The following is an 18,762-nucleotide window of genomic DNA, read 5'->3' on the forward strand; positions in this document are numbered from 1 at the left end:
ATATAAAACCCTTTTTTAATCCCACAACCCTTTTTTTAATCTTTTTTTATCTTTTTTTTATTTTCCTTTTTTTAACCCTTGTTTTCAGTACTTTACACAGCAAACTTTTTTTGATGTTTTTTATTATTGAAACTATTAATTGCCTTTTATGTAATTATTATAGTGTGTCTCTATTATTATATGTAGATAGTTTGTCTCTATAAAACAACTGGTGCTGTTTTACCCGCGTTAGGGATTGAACGACCTACCTGAACTCTTTTTCTTTATTACTTATGACTTAAATATTGAAATTAGACCTTGCCTTTTGCAATTAACTATTTAATAGGTAAGACTTCCCTGCCTAAAAAAAAGCAACTAGTGAAAGCCCGACCCTTAGAGAAACGCTATAAAAAATATTACATCATATATATATGTTACATATATATATTGTTTGTGTACTATTATACTATTATATTTGCACCTTAATTTTAAAATTTCATGATAAAAATTACTTTACCTGATGGTAGTGTTAAGTCTTTTGATGAAGGGACTACTCCAATGGATGTTGCTAAAAGCATAAGCGAAGGATTGGCAAGGAATGTTATTTCAGCTAATTTTAATGGTACAACTGTAGAAACATCTACTGAATTAACCACCGATGGTTCTCTTGTGCTTTATACTTGGAATGATGATGAAGGAAAAAAAGCTTTCTGGCATAGTTCTGCTCACGTACTTGCTCAAGCTTTAGAAGAATTATATCCTGGTTGCAAATTAACGATTGGTCCTGCTATTGATAATGGTTTTTATTATGATGTTGATTTTGGCGAGCACGTAGTTAGCGATAAAGATTTTAAAACTATCGAAGATAAAATGCTTGAGATTGCTAGGGGAAAGCACAATTTTAATATGCGCTCTGTTTCTAAGGCCGATGCACTATCATTATATAAAGACAATATATATAAGACAGAACTTATTGAAAATTTAGAAGATGGAACAATAACATTTTGTGATCATTCTACTTTTACAGATTTATGTAGAGGTGGACATATCCCTAATACTGGAATAATAAAAGCTGTAAAAATACTATCTGTAGCTGGTGCATATTGGCGAGGTGATGAAAACAAACCACAGTTAACCCGTGTTTATGGTATTTCATTTCCTAAACAAAAGGACTTAAAAGAATATTTAGAACTTTTAGAAGAAGCTAAAAAACGTGATCATAGAAAACTTGGAAAAGAATTAGAACTATTTGCTTTTTCACAAAAAGTAGGACAAGGTTTACCTTTATGGTTACCTAAAGGAGCTGCTTTAAGAGAACGATTAGAAAATTTCTTAAAAACTGCGCAAAAGAAAGCAGGTTACGAAATGGTTGTTACACCTCATATAGGCCAAAAAGAACTTTATGTAACTTCTGGACATTATGCTAAATATGGTGAAGATAGTTTTCAACCTATCACTACACCAAAAGAGGATGAAGAATTCTTATTAAAACCGATGAACTGTCCTCATCATTGCGAAATATACAACAACACACAATGGTCATATAAAGATTTACCAAAACGCTATGCCGAATTTGGTACCGTATATAGATATGAGCAAAGTGGAGAATTACATGGTTTAACTCGTGTAAGAGGATTTACTCAAGATGATGCACATATTTTCTGTACACCAGACCAATTGGATCAAGAGTTTAAAAATGTAATAGACTTAGTATTATATGTATTTGGGTCTTTAGGATTTGAAAACTTTACAGCACAAGTATCTTTACGTGATCCTGAAAAACCTGAAAAATACATAGGAAGTGACGAAAATTGGGAAAAAGCAGAAAAAGCTATCCTAAATGCTGCAAAAGAGAAAAATTTAAACTATATTATAGAAACAGGTGAAGCTGCATTTTACGGACCTAAGTTAGACTTTATGGTAAAAGACGCTTTAGGTAGACAATGGCAATTAGGAACAATCCAAGTAGATTACAACTTGCCAGAGCGTTTCAACTTAAGTTACAAAGGTAGCGATAATGAGTCACACAGACCTGTAATGATACACCGTGCACCGTTTGGAAGCATGGAAAGATTTATAGCAATTTTGCTAGAACATACCGGAGGAAATTTCCCGCTTTGGTTAATGCCAACACAAGTTTCTGTGTTAACTCTAAGTGAAAAATATGAAAATTACGGTCAAAATGTTTTAAATTTGCTAGAAAATCACGAAATTCGCGCCCTTATCGATAATCGAAGCGAAACTATAGGTAAGAAGATTAGAGAGGCAGAAATGAATAAAACGCCTTACATGATTATCATAGGAGAGCAAGAAGAAAAAGAAAATAAAATTTCTGTAAGACAACATGGTGGTGCAGATTTAGGCATGATTAGTGTAGATGAATTTGCAGAAATTATTAAAAACGAAATTAATAAGACAAAAAAACAATTTTAAATTTAAGTTTAACTAAAAACGAAAAGCCATAGCAATACGTAGAAAAAGATCAAGAGGACCAGCAAGAATAGTCAAAGAAGACCAACACAGAATTAACTCTAAAATTAGAGCAGAAAAAGTACGTGTAGTTGGAGACAATGTAGAAGTAGGTATATACCCAATCAAACAAGCTTTAGCATTTGCCGAAGAACAAGAACTTGATTTGGTAGAAATCTCACCCAAAGCTGATCCACCTGTTTGTAAAGTAATGGATTATAAGAAATTTCTTTACGAACAAAAAAAGCGTGAAAAAGCTTTAAAAGCTAAAGCATCTAAAGTTGTTATTAAAGAAATAAGATTTGGTCCTCAAACAGATGATCATGATTATGAATTTAAGAAAAAACACGCAGAGAAGTTTTTAAAAGACGGTGCAAAATTAAAAGCATTTGTATTCTTTAAAGGACGTTCTATAGTGTTTAAAGAGCAAGGACAAATATTATTATTACGTTTAGCTCAAGATTTAGAAGAATTTGGAAAAGTAGAACAAATGCCTAAACTTGAAGGAAAACGAATGACAATGTTTATTGCTCCAAAAAAATAAAACAACTCTTATTTAAGAGTCAAAATAGTATAAGCGAAATAATTAAAACTAGGAAACAAAATGCCTAAAATGAAAACAAAATCTAGTGCTAAAAAGCGTTTTAAGCTTACTGGTACTGGTAAAATTAAAAGAAAGCACGCGTTTAAAAGTCACATCTTAACAAAGAAGTCTAAAAAACGTAAGTTAGCTTTAACTCACGATGCATTAGTACATGATGCAGATGAGAACAATGTTAAAATCATGTTACGTTTAAAGTAACAACATTTTAACCGGTTAAAATTATTTTATAAACCCTGGAGTTAGGCTCAATCAAAGTGTTAAATAATTAACCGCCTACTACAAAAAAACAATTAAATTATGCCTAGATCAGTAAATTCTGTAGCTAAAAGAGCCAGAAGAAAAAAGGTGCTTAAACAAGCAAAAGGTTACTTTGGACGTCGTAAAAACGTTTGGACAGTAGCAAAAAATGCGGTAGACAAAGCTATGCAATATGCATACAGAGACCGTAGAAACAAAAAGAGAACATTCCGTGCATTATGGATTACGCGTATTAACGCAGGTGCAAGATTACACGGTATGTCTTATTCACAATTTATGGGTAAATTAAAAGCTAATAATATCGAATTAAACCGTAAGGTTTTAGCAGATTTAGCTATGAATAACCCAGAAGCTTTTGAAGCAATTGTAAATAAAGTTAAATAAGGCTTTTTGCCAATTGTATAACAATACTTCGCTTATATAAATTAAATCCGATTCTATTTAGAATCGGATTTTTTTTGTTCACACAATTTTAATATTAATTCAGAAAAAAACAACTAGGTTTGTACAAAACAATACTATGAAATTATCCCAAGTCAAACTTGTAGTCTCTGATATGGATGGGACATTATTAAACAATCAAGGAAAAGTAAGTCAAGACTTCTTTAAGCTATTTGAAGCTTTAAAAAAAGAAAACATTCACTTTGTTGCTGCAAGTGGTAGACAATATTATAGTATTACAGATAAACTTAATGGTATAACAAACGATATTACCATAATTGCAGAAAACGGTGCAATAACAAAACAGCAAGACAAAGATTTGCTTTTAATCAATCTTTCTAAAGAAGAAATTAAAGATTTAGTATTACTACTAAGACCTTTTGAAGATATCGAAATTGTCCTTTGCGGAAAAAAATCTGCTTATATCGAAACTAAAAACGAAAGTTTTATAGATTTCTTTAAGGAGTTTTATGCCAAATACGAGCAAGTTGATGACTTGACATCTATTGATAATGACGATTTTTTAAAGATAGCCGTTCACTGCAAACATGGGTCTGAAGAGCAATTATATCCACAGATAAAACATCTAGAAGCTGATTATAAAGTAAAAGTTTCAGGTGAAGTTTGGCTAGATATTTCACATCAAAATGCCAATAAAGGATTTGCATTATCCAAACTTCAAAATAGCTTGGGCATTACTGCTGAAGAAACTATGGTTTTTGGTGATTATAACAATGATTTAGAAATGATGGAATGTGCCTACTTTAGCTACGCTATGGAAAACGCACATCCAAACGTAAAAAAAGCTGCTAGATTTAACACTAAAAGTAATGATGATGCTGGTGTTGAGTATATTTTATCTTCTCTTTTAGAAGAAAAAAGACTTACTAAATAAGGTTAATCGCATGTATTTTAACCAACTCTTCTTTTCCTTTTAAAGAAATTTCACCAATAGATCTTATATTATATTTCTGAAGGTTGTACATTGTTTTGTATAAACTTTCAGAAATTAATAATGATTCTTCATACTTATTACATTCACCTTGTATTCTTGCAGTAGTATTAATAACATCACCGTGATAAGCAATTTCCTTTTTTACGGTACCAACTTCGGTCACGATTAAATTTCCTCCATGTAAACCTGCTTTAAAAGTTGGTATCATTCCAAATTGCTTCAAATACCATTTTTCTTTTTTATTGATAATGTCTTGAAATTTATAAAACAGTTTAACGCAATTATTATGGTGTATACCTCTTTTATAAGTCCAACTTAAAACAGCTTCATCACCTACATATTGATAAATTTCAGCATCGTATCTTCCAATAATTCGGTTTAAATCATAAAAACAGCTTTGTATTAATTTACTGTATTTATAATGTCCCAATTGTTCAGCTAATGTGGTCGAATCTTTTAAATCTAAAAACATAAAAACACGTCGTTCTTCTCTTGGTTTTCTATATTTTCCTATTAAAAAATTAAAAAATACACCTTGTCCAAACTTTTCATTTGCTATTTTAATAAATGTAAATACTTGAGAACAGATAATAAAGTAACCAACCAACAACCAAAATACTTGGTTTTGTTGCCACCAACCTAAATCGTTTGACAAATTTAAATCTAGCTCTACTTCTGCTCTAGCATAGATAATTGATAAGAATAATATCATACCAACCAAATACACCAAAAATTTTAAGAATATTATAATTGAAAGTGAAAGGTTTTTAGCCACAAATTTGTCAAAAACAAACTCTACAATAGCATATAAAAAACCTATTAGTCCACCTAAATACAAACCAAATTTTAAGAGTTTAACAAAAGAAAAGTCTGTTATTGCAATACCTTCTTCTGCTCCTATTGCAAAATATCTTATAGTAATAAATAGGCAAAATGCTCCTGACCAAAACAAAGTGGTTAAACCTAATAGCTTAAAAAACTGAATAAAATAATATCTCAAATGTTATTTTGTAAGTAGTTTATTGAAATAAAAAAGTTTGCTTCTTTTAGTTTAAAGATACAAAATGGAAGTTAGCAAGATTGTAAAGAAACGTTAATTACCAAAAGCTGTAACGACTACAGTTCTGCTACCTCCATAATCACGATGCTCACATAAATAAATACCTTGCCAAATCCCCAAATTTAGTTTTCCGTTTGTAATTGGAATAGTTACAGAAGCTCCAAATAATGACGCTTTAATATGTGCTGGCATATCATCTGCGCCTTCATAAGTGTGTTTGTAATAAGGTTCATTTTCTGGAACAAACCTATTTATGTAGCTTTCAAAATCTACTCTAACCGTTGGATCTGCATTTTCATTTATAGTCAAACTTGCCGAAGTATGCTTAATAAACACCTGAAGTTGACCAATATTTATATTTTTAATTTCAGCAGAAATTTGATCTAAAATTTCAGAAGTAATTAAATGAAATCCTCTTCTTTGCGGTGTTAAACTTATTTCTTTTTGAAAAAATTTCATCTAAATTTTAAGTTTTCTGCTTTTTCTTTTTTGCTGCAGGAAATAACACATTATTTAAAATTAATCTGTATCCTGGTGACGTTGGATGCAAATCTAATTCGGTTTTTGGATCACCAACTTTATGTGTGTAATCTTCTGGATCATGACCGCCATAAAATGTAAAAAAACCTTTTCCTTTTATTCCGTGAATATATTTTGCCTCACCATTAGTCTTATTTTCTCCCATAATCAATACATTAGACTTAATTTCATCTCTATCAAAAGAAGTGGTTTGTCCCATAAATCCTTTAACTAATGCGGTATGATTTTGACATAACATCGTAGGAATTGGATCCCATTTTGCAGAAAAATCCATTAACGAAAAGTAGTCCGTTTCTTTAGGTATTTTTCGTTTTGTAGTCATATCTATACTAGAAAACTCATAAACCAAAGGACTTCGCTCTAAAGTGTAATCTTTAAAAGCAAATGTTTTGTTATAGTCTATTTTAGCTTGGTAGTTGGCATCACTTGCATCACCATCAAACATAGGCTCGCAAATATCTACATCTTCTGCAGATAAAGCAATATCAAAACTATCTGTTGCGCTACACATTGCAAACATAAATCCACCACCAACTACATAATCTCTAATTTTTAAAGCAACATCACGCTTTTCTTCAGACACTTTATCATAGCCAAGTTTTGTTGCTAAGGCTTCTGCAGATTTTTTTTCTTCAATATACCAAGCTGCTTGTCTATATCTAGCATAAAACTTACCATATTGTCCTGTAAAATCTTCATGATGAAGATGTAACCAATCGTAAAGCAAAAGTTCGTCTTTTAAAACTTCTTCATCGTAAACGGTTTCATAAGGTATTTCAGCGTAAGTCAACACCATAGTTACTGCGTCATCCCATGGTAATTTTCCTTTTGGAGTGTAGACTGCAATTTTAGGTGCTTTTTCTAAAACTACAGCTTCCATATTTTTACTTGGGCTACTTATGTCTTGTAAAATACTTTCTGCTTTATCATCTGAAATAACTTCAAAACTTACGCCTCTAATTTGACATTCGCGTTGAATTCTTTCAGAATCTGGCAATAAAAACGAACCGCCACGATAGTTTAGTAACCACTTAACTTTAAGTTGTTGCTCTAAAGTCCAATAGGTTATACCGTATGCTTTTAGGTGGTTTTTTTGCGAATCTGCATCCATAGGAATTAACACATAAGACGCAAAACTTTGAAACGCAAATAATAAAAAAAGGATTAAAAAAAGTGTCTTTTTCATAGATGAAAGATAAACAAAAAAAGTGCCTTTTTTAATTTTTTAGTATGATTTTAAGCAAGATTTAAGAGCCTGAAAGTAAATCTGAAATAATTTTGGTTCGGGGAAACTGTTCCAGTATAATTTTTATGAAAACCGTGATAGGAATTGCCATGATTAAACCTGGTACGCCCCAAATAAATCCCCAAAACATTAACATAACTAACACAGCAATTATATTTATTGAGAAGGATTTTCCCATAAAAATAGGTTCTAAAATAGCTCCGAAAAGAACTTGAACAGAAGTAATAGAAATAACAAAAAAGAGTAAAATACTTGACATTTCTAATTCTACAAATGCGAAAATAGACAATAAAATTACAGTAATAAATGATCCTACCATCTGTACAAAATTGATGATAAAGGCAAATAAGCCCCAAAATATAGGAAAGCTAACATCAAAAAAGTAACATGCTAACCCTGTACCAACACCTGTAAGAAAACTAACCAAAAACTTAACTTTTATAAATTTTATTAAGTCTTTTTCAATCTTTCTAAAGGTTTTTATTGAAGTGTGTTTTTGTTTTAAAATTGTTCTATTAATTAATCGTTCTACGTTTATAGATTCTGCTAACCATAAAACCACAAAAAAAGTAGTTGTTAGCAAAGCGGTTAAAAATTTAGTAATAAAACTAACTGTAGGTGATAAATTATTTAAAATTACATCTTTGTTTAAATATCTACTTATGGTTTGTACACCTTCTACTTGTTGAATCCCTAAGAAAGACTCTATGTTAGCAACCAAAGTATTGATTTTTAATTGCGCTTTATCAAAAAAATGAGAATCTGAAGTTAAGATTTCTCTACTTGACAATTTTACCAACTCTACTCCTATCCAAACGCCAGCAACAATAAGTAACAACACCAATAATATACTTAGGTATTTTGGTATGTTACGTCTTCTTAAATTCCTTAATATTGGCAGAAACAACAACGCTATAAACATTGAAAACACCAATGGAATAAAGATGAATGACAAAATTTTTAAAAGGTAAAACAGTATTGGAATTACAATTATTAATAATAAATAATTGGTAGTTTTTATTTTATCCATTGTAGGTTTAATGTATGAATCAGATAGTTGAAATAGCTATAATTATAATGAAATTAGGATTTAGTTGTTATTGGTAAAGATTTTAAATCTAAAATACTCAGAATTTGATCCCTTTTTTTAAAATCAACATAATTGTTATAAACATAACTGTAAACACGCGATTTTAACAAATGCATAGCAACATGATTATTTTTAAACTCTTCATTAATTTTCTTTAATTCAGGAATACTTAATTGACCGTAATAAGTTTTGATATTAAATGTAATTAATTTAGCTGCAGGTGAGCCAATCTTATCAGCTACTTTATCATAAATATCATTCATATTAGATGTCCCAACTGACAATGAAAGGTTTGAAAAAGAAGCCAAACATAATCTGTATCCTAAAAATTGTAAAAAATTAATAATCTTATTTTTAATCTTTTCTCTATCTGCTAATGAAAAATTTTCTTGCTGTTTTTTTGAAAATTTATTAAATATTAATTCTGTTATTTCTTCTTCTGAAGCCTTTATCACAGTTGTTAAGAAATCTATAGACCTGAAACAAGCGTTATAGGATGCCTCTAAAAGTGATATTAGCTTATCTTTTTCAAAGTTACCATGCTGATTTTTAATAATTTGACCTAAAATCTTAATAACCTTAAAGGTTTCAATAATATCAATAGATTCATTATTTTCATCAAAATTTAAATCGTCATTCTCTATATTATTATCATTTGTATTATTCTTTCTTTTAAACTCCTTTTGATCTCTTTTAACTAGTTCATTTTCTCTATTGGCTTTAGGGTTTGTATTTTCTGGTAGAATATTGTCCTTTATAGTTGAAACAAAATTAGATAAAAAGCTAAAAAAAGTATCATCTAAATCAAGAGTTATAGCTTTGTAATTTTCAAAAGGTAACATACTTCTAAAAAGTAATTCCTCAAGAAGATTATTATCTTTTGTATGATGAGTAAGGAAAACTAATATGTTTGCATTCATTTCAATATTTAAATTTTCCGACAAGTCTGAAAGTATATTTTTCCCTTTTTCTTCATTTAAAATAGTTGAAATCTTTTTTGCTGTTAGATAATAAGACAAGTATTTATAGCTGAAATAAAAATGATTATCCTCTTTGTTTAATATAACCGCATTACAAAGAATATTCTGTATTTCGTCTAGACCATAAGAAAAAATAAACTTATCAGTATATTCTTTGTAAAACAACTTAAATTGATCTTCACTTAAATTTTTAGATTTATATTCGTCATACAGCTTAAATGACAATTCTATTAAAAAATTGAACACACTACCAATTTTATCATTTTTAACGTGCTGCCTTAAAAGACTTACATGTATTAAACTGTGATAACAATAAGCATAGGAAGTTGGAGCAATATCATAAGATTTAAGCTGATTATCTAAGCTTTGTAATAAAGTTAATATGAAAAACGGATAAGATGGTATTAATTGTTCTCCTAATAAATTAGTAATTGTATCAAAAGTTATCTTAACCTTCCTTAAAACTTCTTCCTCTTTTAATGTTAATTCATTCTTACCAATTCTTATCCACTTTTCTATTAACTTATTCCTTTTATAGTAACCTAAAGGTAAAATTTTATAATGTTCAAAATCAGAAAATACTTTTTCTACTTCCGTTATTTGGTGAACTTTTACAGACTCTTTAGCTGTAATAATTATGGATCCAAAATAAGGTTGTAACTTGTTTATTAATTTTTCTTTAAACTCTGGATTTAAATTTGATTTATCAAAGTCATCAATTAAAATAATTTTTCTTTCTTTATCTAATTGATTATATTTAGTATAGTTAAGTCTACCTTCAAAATACTGAGATTTAACAGCTTTTTTAATCAGTCCAACAGTATCTATACTTTTTATTTTTTTTCCTTCTAATTTTATAGGATAATATCCAGAATCATAATATTCAGAATATAATTTATTAATTAATGAAGACTTACCTGACTGACTTTCTCCTTCAATTATAATATTTGTTGATTTTAAATCATCTAATATATTTTCCGAATTAATATATTTTAAATTTTCTTCGTTTTCGGAAATAGGCTCAAGATCAGGATAAACAAAAACATCAGAAAGATTAAGTAAATCAGGCTTTTCTGGATGTTTTATCGGTATTGATAATTTATTAATTTTCTCTAAAAACAAATCATTAACTATCAACCCTGTTTTTTTATCAAAAACTTTATAACTAAGGGTATTAACAGGATGATAAATATCTTTATTCCATTCATAATCATAATTGACTATGTTATTATCTTTAGTATCAATTACAAACAAATTAAATCCTGAATTATTGTCATGTAGATTTTGAAGTGCTTTTCCTTCAACATAAATAAACCCATCTTTACTGTTCAACGATTTTGTTTTTTTTGAGGCACCAGTATGTTCGTGACCAGAAAGAACTAAATTAGACTTTTTTAAAAGCAATGCTTCGAAAGCTTTTTTATTATTTAAATCAGTATTAGGTGATAACCAGTTAGTAGGGTGATGAAAAACACTAATATTAATTGATAGTTTATCTGGTGATTCAAATTCTAAAAATTTATTTGATGGAATAATTAAATCCCCTACTTTTTCTTTAATAGAAGAACACCAGCTTGTATTATAACAATAAAAAACTAAATCTTTTTCAACATTGAGTGGATATTGTTTTTTTAAAGAAATGAACTTTTCTTCTTTACCTGTCAATTTGTGATAAAAATCCCAAAAATTTTTCTGTACTGACATACATTTATCCAATATTTCACCATCTACTATATCCTTATTTAAAGTTTGAGCTAACAAAGCTTCTCTTATAACATCTTTATTGCTAAAGTCACAATCATGATTCCCAGGTACTAAAACATAATTATAACTATTTATAAACTTGCATTTAGCTCTTAATTGCTCTTCTATGTTTTTTAAAAATTCAAAAGCAATATCAAATTCTGATTTACTTCCTTTATTAACAATATCTCCAGACAGAACAACGAATACTTTAAGAGCCCCATCTATATTTGGTACAATCGATTTGATAATTTCATCTTTCCTTTTTAATATAAAATCAGTTTCGGTTTGAATATGTATGTCGGTAAATTGAATAATAGCTATTTTCATTCATTATTTTTTAAAATGGTACATCATTATCTTCATCTGGTCCGCCAAAAGCGTCATTAGCAGATGGGAAATTAGATTGCGGGAAAGCATCATCATTAGCCGCATTCATCTTACTATGAAACTCTTGTCCAAAAGGAGTATCAAAGTCGTCTAAATTATCAAACTTACCAAGGTGACCGATAAATTTAAGCCTAATATTTTCTAATCCACCATTACGGTGTTTAGCAACGATAAATTCGGCTTGTCCTTCTGTTGGCGAACGTTCTTCATCATCCCATTCGTCAATTTTATAATATTCTGGACGATAAATAAAGCTTACAATATCTGCATCTTGCTCGATTGCTCCAGACTCACGTAAATCTGATAAAAGTGGACGTTTACTTCCACCACGCGTTTCAACCGCACGAGATAACTGAGATAAGGCTATAACAGGCACACTTAATTCTTTAGCTAAAGCTTTTAAGTTACGAGAAATAGTAGAAATTTCTTGTTCACGGTTACCGCCAGTTCCAGACGCTGTCATTAACTGTAAATAATCAATAATGATCATTTTTATTCCATGTTGAGAGGCTAGACGTCTTGCTTTTGCTCGCAAGTCAAAAATTGAAAGCGATGGAGTATCATCAATATAAAGTGGTGCTTTTTCTAAAGATTTCACCTTTACATTAAGCTGTTCCCACTCGTGTTTTTCTAATTTTCCTGTTCTTAGTTTTTCTGAAGACAATCCAGTTTCACTAGAAATTAGACGCGTTATTAACTGTACAGATGCCATCTCTAAAGAGAAAAACGCAACAGGAATACCTGAGTTTACAGCAATATTACGCGCCATAGTAAGCGTTAACGCTGTTTTACCCATACCTGGTCTTGCTGCTACAATAATTAAATCACTTTCTTGCCAACCAGAAGTTAGTTTGTCTAATTTATCAAACCCAGAAGGAATACCACTCATTCCTTCTTTTTTAGAGATTTCTTCAATCTTCTTTTTTGCTTGTATTACAAGGTCTTGAGCAGTTTCACTAGATTTTTTAATGTTACCTTGTGTAACTTCATATAATTTAGATTCAGCACTATCTAAAAGGTCAAATACATCTTTAGTTTCGTCATAAGCATCTTCAATAATTTCACTAGAAATTTTAATCAAACTACGCTGAATGTATTTTTGTAAGATAATACGCGCATGAAACTCGATATGCGCAGAAGACGATACTTTTTGCGTTAGAGATATCAGGTAAAAATCACCTCCAACCATATCTAACTTTCCGTTAGTCTTTAACTGTGTTGAAACTGTTAATAAGTCAATTGGTTGGCTTTCTTGAAACAACATAAAGACAGCTTCAAAAATGTGTTGATGTGCTTCTTTATAGAAAGCTTCTGCACTTAAAATATCAATAACTTCATCTACACCTTTTTTATCAATCATCATGGCACCTAAAACCACTTCTTCTAAGTCAATAGCTTGTGGTGGCACCTTTCCTTTTTCTAGATTTATCAAGGTGCTTTTGTCTACTTGGTAACCTTTTAATTGATTTGGTTGTTTCATTTATTGGGATAAAATAATAGATTAAAATATAACGATTTTTTCTGAAATTTTATTGACTGTAAATCTCAAGAATTTCGATTTTTTTTCGAGTTAACGAAAGTAAATAAATTGTTAAGAAAACCTTAATTTGAAATAGGGCTAATCTCAACAGGTCATTAACAAAACGATTGTTAATAACTCGATTTTTTTGTTAATAAGCACAAAAAAAATCTGAAACTCAAGTTTCAGATTTTTATGAGCAAATGATTTTATAAGGGTTAGCCTTTAAACACACCCATTTCAGAATATTTTTCAATTCTTTTATTTACTAAATCTTTTGGTGATAAGTTTTTAAACTCTTCATAAGCATCAACAATTGCTTTGCTTACTGTTTTAAAAGTTGTTTCTCTATCTGTATGCGCACCACCTAAAGGTTCTTTAATAATATCATCAACAATCTTAACTTTTTTCATGTCTTTAGCTGTTAACTTTAAAGCTTCGGCAGCTTGCTCTTTATATTCCCAACTTCTCCATAAAATTGAAGAACAAGATTCTGGAGATATTACAGAATACCATGTGTTTTCTAACATCATAATCTTATCTCCTACACCAATGCCTAATGCTCCACCAGAAGCACCTTCACCTATAACTATGGTTATAATTGGCACTTTTAATCTAGTCATTTCTAAGATATTTCTTGCAATAGCTTCTCCTTGTCCGCGTTCTTCTGCTTCTAATCCTGGATATGCACCTGGTGTATCTAAAAGTGTTACTACTGGTATACCAAATTTTTCTGCAGATTTCATTAATCTTAAGGCTTTACGGTAACCTTCTGGATTAGCCATACCAAAATTACGGTATTGTCTTGTTTTTGTGTTGTAACCTTTTTGTTGACCAATAAACATAAAAGTTTGGTCTCCAATTTTACCTAATCCACCAATCATAGCCTTATCATCTTTAAAGCTTCTATCTCCGTGAAGCTCTAAAAAGCTTTCGCCACAAATGGCTTTTATGTAATCTAAGGTATATGGTCTATTTGGATGACGTGATAATTGTACACGTTGCCAAGGTGTTAGGTTTTTGTAAATTTCTTTTTTAGTATCTAGAAGCTTTTTCTCTATTTGTTTACAAGTCTGCGTTACATCTACATCACTCTCTTCTCCAATGATTTGACACTTGTCTAATTGCTCTTCTAGCTCTTTAATTGGTAATTCAAATTCTAAATATTCCATAGGGAATGTGTCTTTTAGTTTATTTGTTAGCGTACAAAATTACATTTTTTTAGTTGAAATAATGCCAATAATTTTAAAAATTGGCTTCATTTAAACGTTAAAATAAAGGGATATAATAGATTAGGATTTCTTTTTTCTTCTTAAATATTTGAGGTTTTTAATGATTCCGTTTGTTAGAACAACTCCAAGTATAATGAATGCTCCAATATAAAATGAAGACGACATAATTTCGGTTTCTGGAAACAGAATTAATGCTAAAATTATTCCGTAAATAGGCTCTAAATTATAAGTCAAAACGACTGTATAAGGACTAATAAACCGCATTACATGTACCGAAGCTATAAATGCATAAGCTGTGCAAACAGAAGCTAAGATTAATAAAAACATAATATCTGATGCACTTATATTAAAAAATGAAGAAGAAAAACCTTCACCAAAAAAAGCTATATATATTGTTATAAAAACGACGCCACTTATAAATTCATAAAACGAAATTTTTGTTGCTGAATGTTGTTCTAAAAACTTACCGTTAAGTACTGCAAAAAGTGAAGATAAAAACGCTGAGACAACACCTAAAATCATGCCTTCAATATGTTGAATTTCACTTTGAACAATTAAATAAATACCTATAATTACAACAATTCCAAATAAAATCTCATAAGGTATAACGCGTCTTTTATAAAAAATAGGTTCTAACAGCGAAGCAAAAAAAGCACCTGTAGAAAACATAGCTAAAGCAATAGAAATGTTAGCTACTTTTATCGCTCCGTAAAAAGTAATCCAATGCAAAGCAATGATGACTCCTGCTATACAAAGTTTAATTAATTCTTTTTTTGTGATTTGAAGTTTTACCTTAAATAGTTTAACGTACGCTATCATTAAAATAGACGCAAACACCATTCTAAACCAAACTAAACTTACCGCATTAACTGAAATTAGCTTTCCTAAAATAGCTGTAAAACCTGCTATAAAAACTAAGAAATGCAGGTGAAGGTAATTTTTTAACTTATCGTTTAGCATTTTGCAACAAGAAGAAGGCTAGAATACCAAAGATGATATTTGGAAGCCAAACCGCCAATAAAGGATTAAAATCTGACTGTGAAGCTAGCGTACCAAAAATTTTATCAAAAAAGACAAATACCATAGCAATACTAATACCTATTGCAAGATTTACTCCCATTCCTCCACGACGTTTTCTTGAAGATACGGCAACTGCTATAATTGTTAAAATGAAAACTGATACTGGTAAACTCCATTTTTGATATTTTGCTAATCGATAGCGTCCTAAAAATTTAGAGCCTCGTTTTTCTTCACGATCAATAAACTTTAAAAGTTTTGGATATGATAACGTTTCTGCAATAAAATCTTCAGGAGTTAAGTCTTCTAAATCAAAAGAGAAAATGGTGTCTTTTCTTCTTTCAAGAATAATCTCATCATCTCTTTCACCTATAATACGCTTTTCATAGTTACGAAGAGTATAAGTCGAATCTTCCTCTTCATATCTTATATTTGCTGCTGTTAATTTATAGGTCATTTTATTATCTTCAAAATGCTCTAAAGTGAAATTAACACCCATTTTTTTGGCTGCATCAAAACTACTCACGTATATAATATCGTTTTCATTGATTTGCTTTAAGACATTTCTTGTATTGTCGTTCTTTTTACCTGAAAGGTATTTATACTTAAAGTCATAAAAACCTTTACTTGCATTTGGCGCGAGATATAATCCCATTAAAATTGAAAACAATGCTACAATTACACCTCCAATAATATACGGTCTTAAAAAGCGAGTAAATGAAACACCTGAACTTAAAAAAGCTACAATCTCTGTATTATTAGCTAATTTTGATGTAAACCAAATTACAGAAAGAAATAAAAATAAAGGAAATAAAAGATTAGCAAAATAAATAGTAAAATCTAAAAGGTACATCATAACCTCTCCAAAAGGCGCTTCATTTTCTATGATTTTACCAATTTTTTCTGCAAGGTGAACTGTTATCCCAATAGGGACAAACAGAATTAACATCATCACAAATGTTAATAAATAGCGTTTTAATATGTACCAATCTAATATTTTCATGTATTACAAACGCTTATCCATTTGTTTTACCATTTTGTCTTTCCAAGTTCTAAAATCTCCTGCTAATATATGCTTTCTTGCTTGACGCACCAACCAAAGATAAAAACCTAAATTGTGTATCGTTGCTATTTGTTTCCCCAATAACTCATTTACGTTAAATAAGTGACGTAGATAAGCTTTGCTATACTCGGTATCAACAAAGGTTATCCCCATTTCATCTATAGGAGAAAAATCATCTCTCCACTTTAAGTTTTTAATGTTTATAGTACCGTGTGCTGTAAATAACATACCATTACGCGCATTACGTGTTGGCATTACGCAATCAAACATATCTACTCCTAAAGCAATGTTTTCTAAGATATTTATTGGCGTACCTACACCCATTAAATAACGTGGTTTATCTTCAGGAAGTATATCTGTAACCACTTCTGTCATTGCATACATTTCTTCAGCTGGTTCACCAACTGATAATCCACCAATTGCATTACCTTCTGCTCCAACACCTGCTATATATTCTGCAGATTGTTGACGTAAATCTTTATAAGTACTTCCTTGAACAATTGGAAAAAATGACTGTGAATAATCGTATTTAAATGGTGTCTTTTTTAAATGTGTTAAACAACGTTCTAACCAACGATGCGTCATATGCATAGATCGTTTTGCGTAGTTGTAATCACATGGATAAGGTGTACACTCATCAAACGCCATTATAATATCTGCGCCAATACTACGCTGAATTTCCATTACATTTTCTGGTGTAAACGTATGGTAACTTCCATCAATGTGACTTTTAAATTTTACACCTTCTTCTTTAATTTTTCGATTAGCAGAAAGTGAATACACCTGATAACCACCGGAATCTGTTAGTATATTTCTATCCCAATTCATAAACTTATGTAAACCACCAGCTTTTTCTAGGATTTCTGTTTGAGGTTTTAAGTATAAATGATATGTGTTACCAAGGATGATATCAGGATTGATTTCTTCTTTTAATTCTCTTTGATGCACACCTTTTACAGAAGCTACAGTACCAACAGGCATAAAAATAGGTGTTTCTATCACACCATGATCTGTAGTTATTACTCCTGCTCTTGCGTTACTTTGTGTGTCTTTTGCTTTTAAATCGAAAGTCATTGGTCTATAAAATCTTCAGCTAGCAAATATAAATAAGAAAACAACAATCAATCTTAAATAGAATATAAAATTTAATAAAGAAATCCTGCTTTTTAGACTAAAAATTAAAATGTTAGCAAAAAGCCTGTTTTGGTTAATAAATACAGTGTTTCAATTTTGATACAGACTTATAAAGACTTAATTTTGAGCTCTTATAAAAAGCAACTATAACTAATTAAAAATTAAAATGGCAAGCACACAACAATTAGAAGACTTAACCACTCAAGTTCGTAGAGATATTTTACGCATGGTTCATAAAGTAAATTCTGGTCATCCTGGTGGATCACTAGGTTGTACAGAGTTTTTAGTAACCCTGTACAATGATATTATGGACAGAAAAGAAGGTTTTGATATGGACGGATTAGGAGAAGATTTATTTTTCTTATCAAACGGTCATATTTCTCCTGTATTTTATAGCGTATTAGCAAGAGCTGGTTACTTTCCTGTAGAAGAATTAAACACGTTTAGATTAATAGACTCTAGATTACAAGGTCACCCGACAACGCACGAAGGTCTTCCTGGTGTACGTATTGCTTCTGGATCTTTAGGTCAAGGATTAAGTGTTGCTTTAGGTGCTGCCGAAGCTAAAAAATTAAACGGATGCAAACATTTAATTTATAGTTTACATGGTGATGGCGAATTACAAGAAGGTCAAAACTGGGAAGCTATCATGTACGCATCTGCTAAAAAAGTAGATAATTTAATTGCTACTGTAGATTTAAACGGTCAACAAATTGATGGTGCTACAGACGACGTTTTACCCATGGGAAGTTTAAGAGCAAAATTTGAAGCTTTTGGATGGACTGTAATAGATGTTGAAAATGGTAACAATATAGATGCCATTAAAAAAGGAATGGAAGACGCTAAAAAAGAAACTGGAAAAGGAAAACCTGTTTGTGTTTTACTTAAAACAGTTATGGGTAACGGTGTAGATTTTATGATGCATACACACGAATGGCATGGTAAGGCACCTAACGATGATCAATTAGCTGAAGGTTTATCTCAAAACCCAGAAACTTTAGGCGACTACTAATTCTTAATTAAAACTTCGATTACAATTATT

Annotated in this window: 16 protein-coding genes; 6 read left to right on the forward strand and 10 right to left on the reverse strand. The window is 30.3% G+C overall.

Translation table 11 applies throughout. The features are described 5' to 3' along the window. Positions 1-477 precede the first annotated feature (477 nt). The 5 genes from thrS (at position 478) to WA327_RS01585 (ending at position 4,646) form a co-directional block, all read left to right on the forward strand. Positions 478-2,412, forward strand: coding sequence for a threonine--tRNA ligase (gene thrS / locus WA327_RS01565; protein WP_336065680.1), 1,935 nt, complete (start codon positions 478-480; stop codon positions 2,410-2,412). A gap of 67 nt (positions 2,413-2,479) precedes the next feature. Beyond that, the gene (infC, locus tag WA327_RS01570) at positions 2,480-2,992 is read left to right on the forward strand and encodes a translation initiation factor IF-3 (protein ID WP_336066305.1); all 513 of its coding nucleotides are present in this window, start codon (positions 2,480-2,482) and stop codon (positions 2,990-2,992) included. A gap of 60 nt (positions 2,993-3,052) precedes the next feature. Continuing rightward, entirely contained in the window at positions 3,053-3,250 is a 198-nt protein-coding gene (rpmI, locus tag WA327_RS01575) for a 50S ribosomal protein L35 (protein WP_027879972.1), read from the forward strand. A 99-nt stretch (positions 3,251-3,349) separates the two neighbouring features. After that, positions 3,350-3,694, forward strand: a complete 345-nt coding sequence (rplT, locus tag WA327_RS01580; RefSeq protein WP_027879973.1) for a 50S ribosomal protein L20 — start codon at positions 3,350-3,352, stop codon at positions 3,692-3,694. A 136-nt stretch (positions 3,695-3,830) separates the two neighbouring features. Then, the gene (locus tag WA327_RS01585; RefSeq protein ID WP_336065685.1) at positions 3,831-4,646 is read left to right on the forward strand and encodes an HAD family hydrolase; all 816 of its coding nucleotides are present in this window, start codon (positions 3,831-3,833) and stop codon (positions 4,644-4,646) included. Here WA327_RS01585 and WA327_RS01590 read toward each other — a convergent pair. The 10 genes from WA327_RS01590 to tgt all read right to left on the reverse strand — a co-directional run bounded on the left by WA327_RS01590 (position 4,639) and on the right by tgt (position 17,660). After that, complete coding sequence (locus WA327_RS01590; protein ID WP_336065687.1) at positions 4,639-5,706, reverse strand: adenylate/guanylate cyclase domain-containing protein; 1,068 nt, start codon at positions 5,704-5,706, stop codon at positions 4,639-4,641. The two genes, WA327_RS01585 and WA327_RS01590, sit on opposite strands and share 8 nt — an antisense overlap. 93 nt (positions 5,707-5,799) lie before the next feature. Beyond that, positions 5,800-6,225, reverse strand: coding sequence for a secondary thiamine-phosphate synthase enzyme YjbQ (locus WA327_RS01595; RefSeq protein ID WP_336065688.1), 426 nt, complete (start codon positions 6,223-6,225; stop codon positions 5,800-5,802). Positions 6,226-6,232: 7 nt separating this feature from the next. Then, the gene (locus WA327_RS01600) at positions 6,233-7,492 is read right to left on the reverse strand and encodes an asparagine synthetase B (RefSeq protein WP_336065690.1); all 1,260 of its coding nucleotides are present in this window, start codon (positions 7,490-7,492) and stop codon (positions 6,233-6,235) included. Between the two features lie 61 nt (positions 7,493-7,553). After that, a complete protein-coding gene (locus tag WA327_RS01605) occupies positions 7,554-8,582 on the reverse strand; it encodes an AI-2E family transporter (protein WP_336065692.1) in 1,029 nt (342 codons plus the stop codon). Positions 8,583-8,635: 53 nt separating this feature from the next. Beyond that, positions 8,636-11,695, reverse strand: coding sequence for a metallophosphoesterase (locus WA327_RS01610; RefSeq protein ID WP_336065694.1), 3,060 nt, complete (start codon positions 11,693-11,695; stop codon positions 8,636-8,638). 10 nt (positions 11,696-11,705) lie between these two features. Continuing rightward, positions 11,706-13,235, reverse strand: coding sequence for a replicative DNA helicase (gene dnaB / locus WA327_RS01615; protein ID WP_336065696.1), 1,530 nt, complete (start codon positions 13,233-13,235; stop codon positions 11,706-11,708). Positions 13,236-13,492: 257 nt separating this feature from the next. Next, positions 13,493-14,446 carry an acetyl-CoA carboxylase carboxyltransferase subunit alpha gene (locus tag WA327_RS01620; protein WP_336065699.1) on the reverse strand — a complete coding sequence of 318 codons (954 nt, stop codon included), beginning with the start codon at positions 14,444-14,446 and terminating at the stop codon, positions 13,493-13,495. A 120-nt stretch (positions 14,447-14,566) separates the two neighbouring features. Then, a complete protein-coding gene (locus WA327_RS01625; protein WP_336065700.1) occupies positions 14,567-15,466 on the reverse strand; it encodes a DMT family transporter in 900 nt (299 codons plus the stop codon). Next, complete coding sequence (locus WA327_RS01630) at positions 15,453-16,526, reverse strand: LptF/LptG family permease (RefSeq protein ID WP_336065701.1); 1,074 nt, start codon at positions 16,524-16,526, stop codon at positions 15,453-15,455. Before WA327_RS01630 ends, WA327_RS01625 begins: the two co-directional genes overlap by 14 nt. A gap of 3 nt (positions 16,527-16,529) precedes the next feature. Then, the gene (gene tgt / locus WA327_RS01635) at positions 16,530-17,660 is read right to left on the reverse strand and encodes a tRNA guanosine(34) transglycosylase Tgt (RefSeq protein ID WP_336065704.1); all 1,131 of its coding nucleotides are present in this window, start codon (positions 17,658-17,660) and stop codon (positions 16,530-16,532) included. Between the two features lie 226 nt (positions 17,661-17,886). Between tgt and WA327_RS01640 the strand changes: the two genes are divergently transcribed. Next, complete coding sequence (locus tag WA327_RS01640) at positions 17,887-18,732, forward strand: transketolase (RefSeq protein WP_336065706.1); 846 nt, start codon at positions 17,887-17,889, stop codon at positions 18,730-18,732. The last annotated feature ends 30 nt before the right edge of the window (positions 18,733-18,762 follow it).

The sequence above is a fragment of the Mesoflavibacter sp. CH_XMU1404-2 genome (assembly GCF_037029465.1).
Classification (GTDB): domain Bacteria; phylum Bacteroidota; class Bacteroidia; order Flavobacteriales; family Flavobacteriaceae; genus Mesoflavibacter.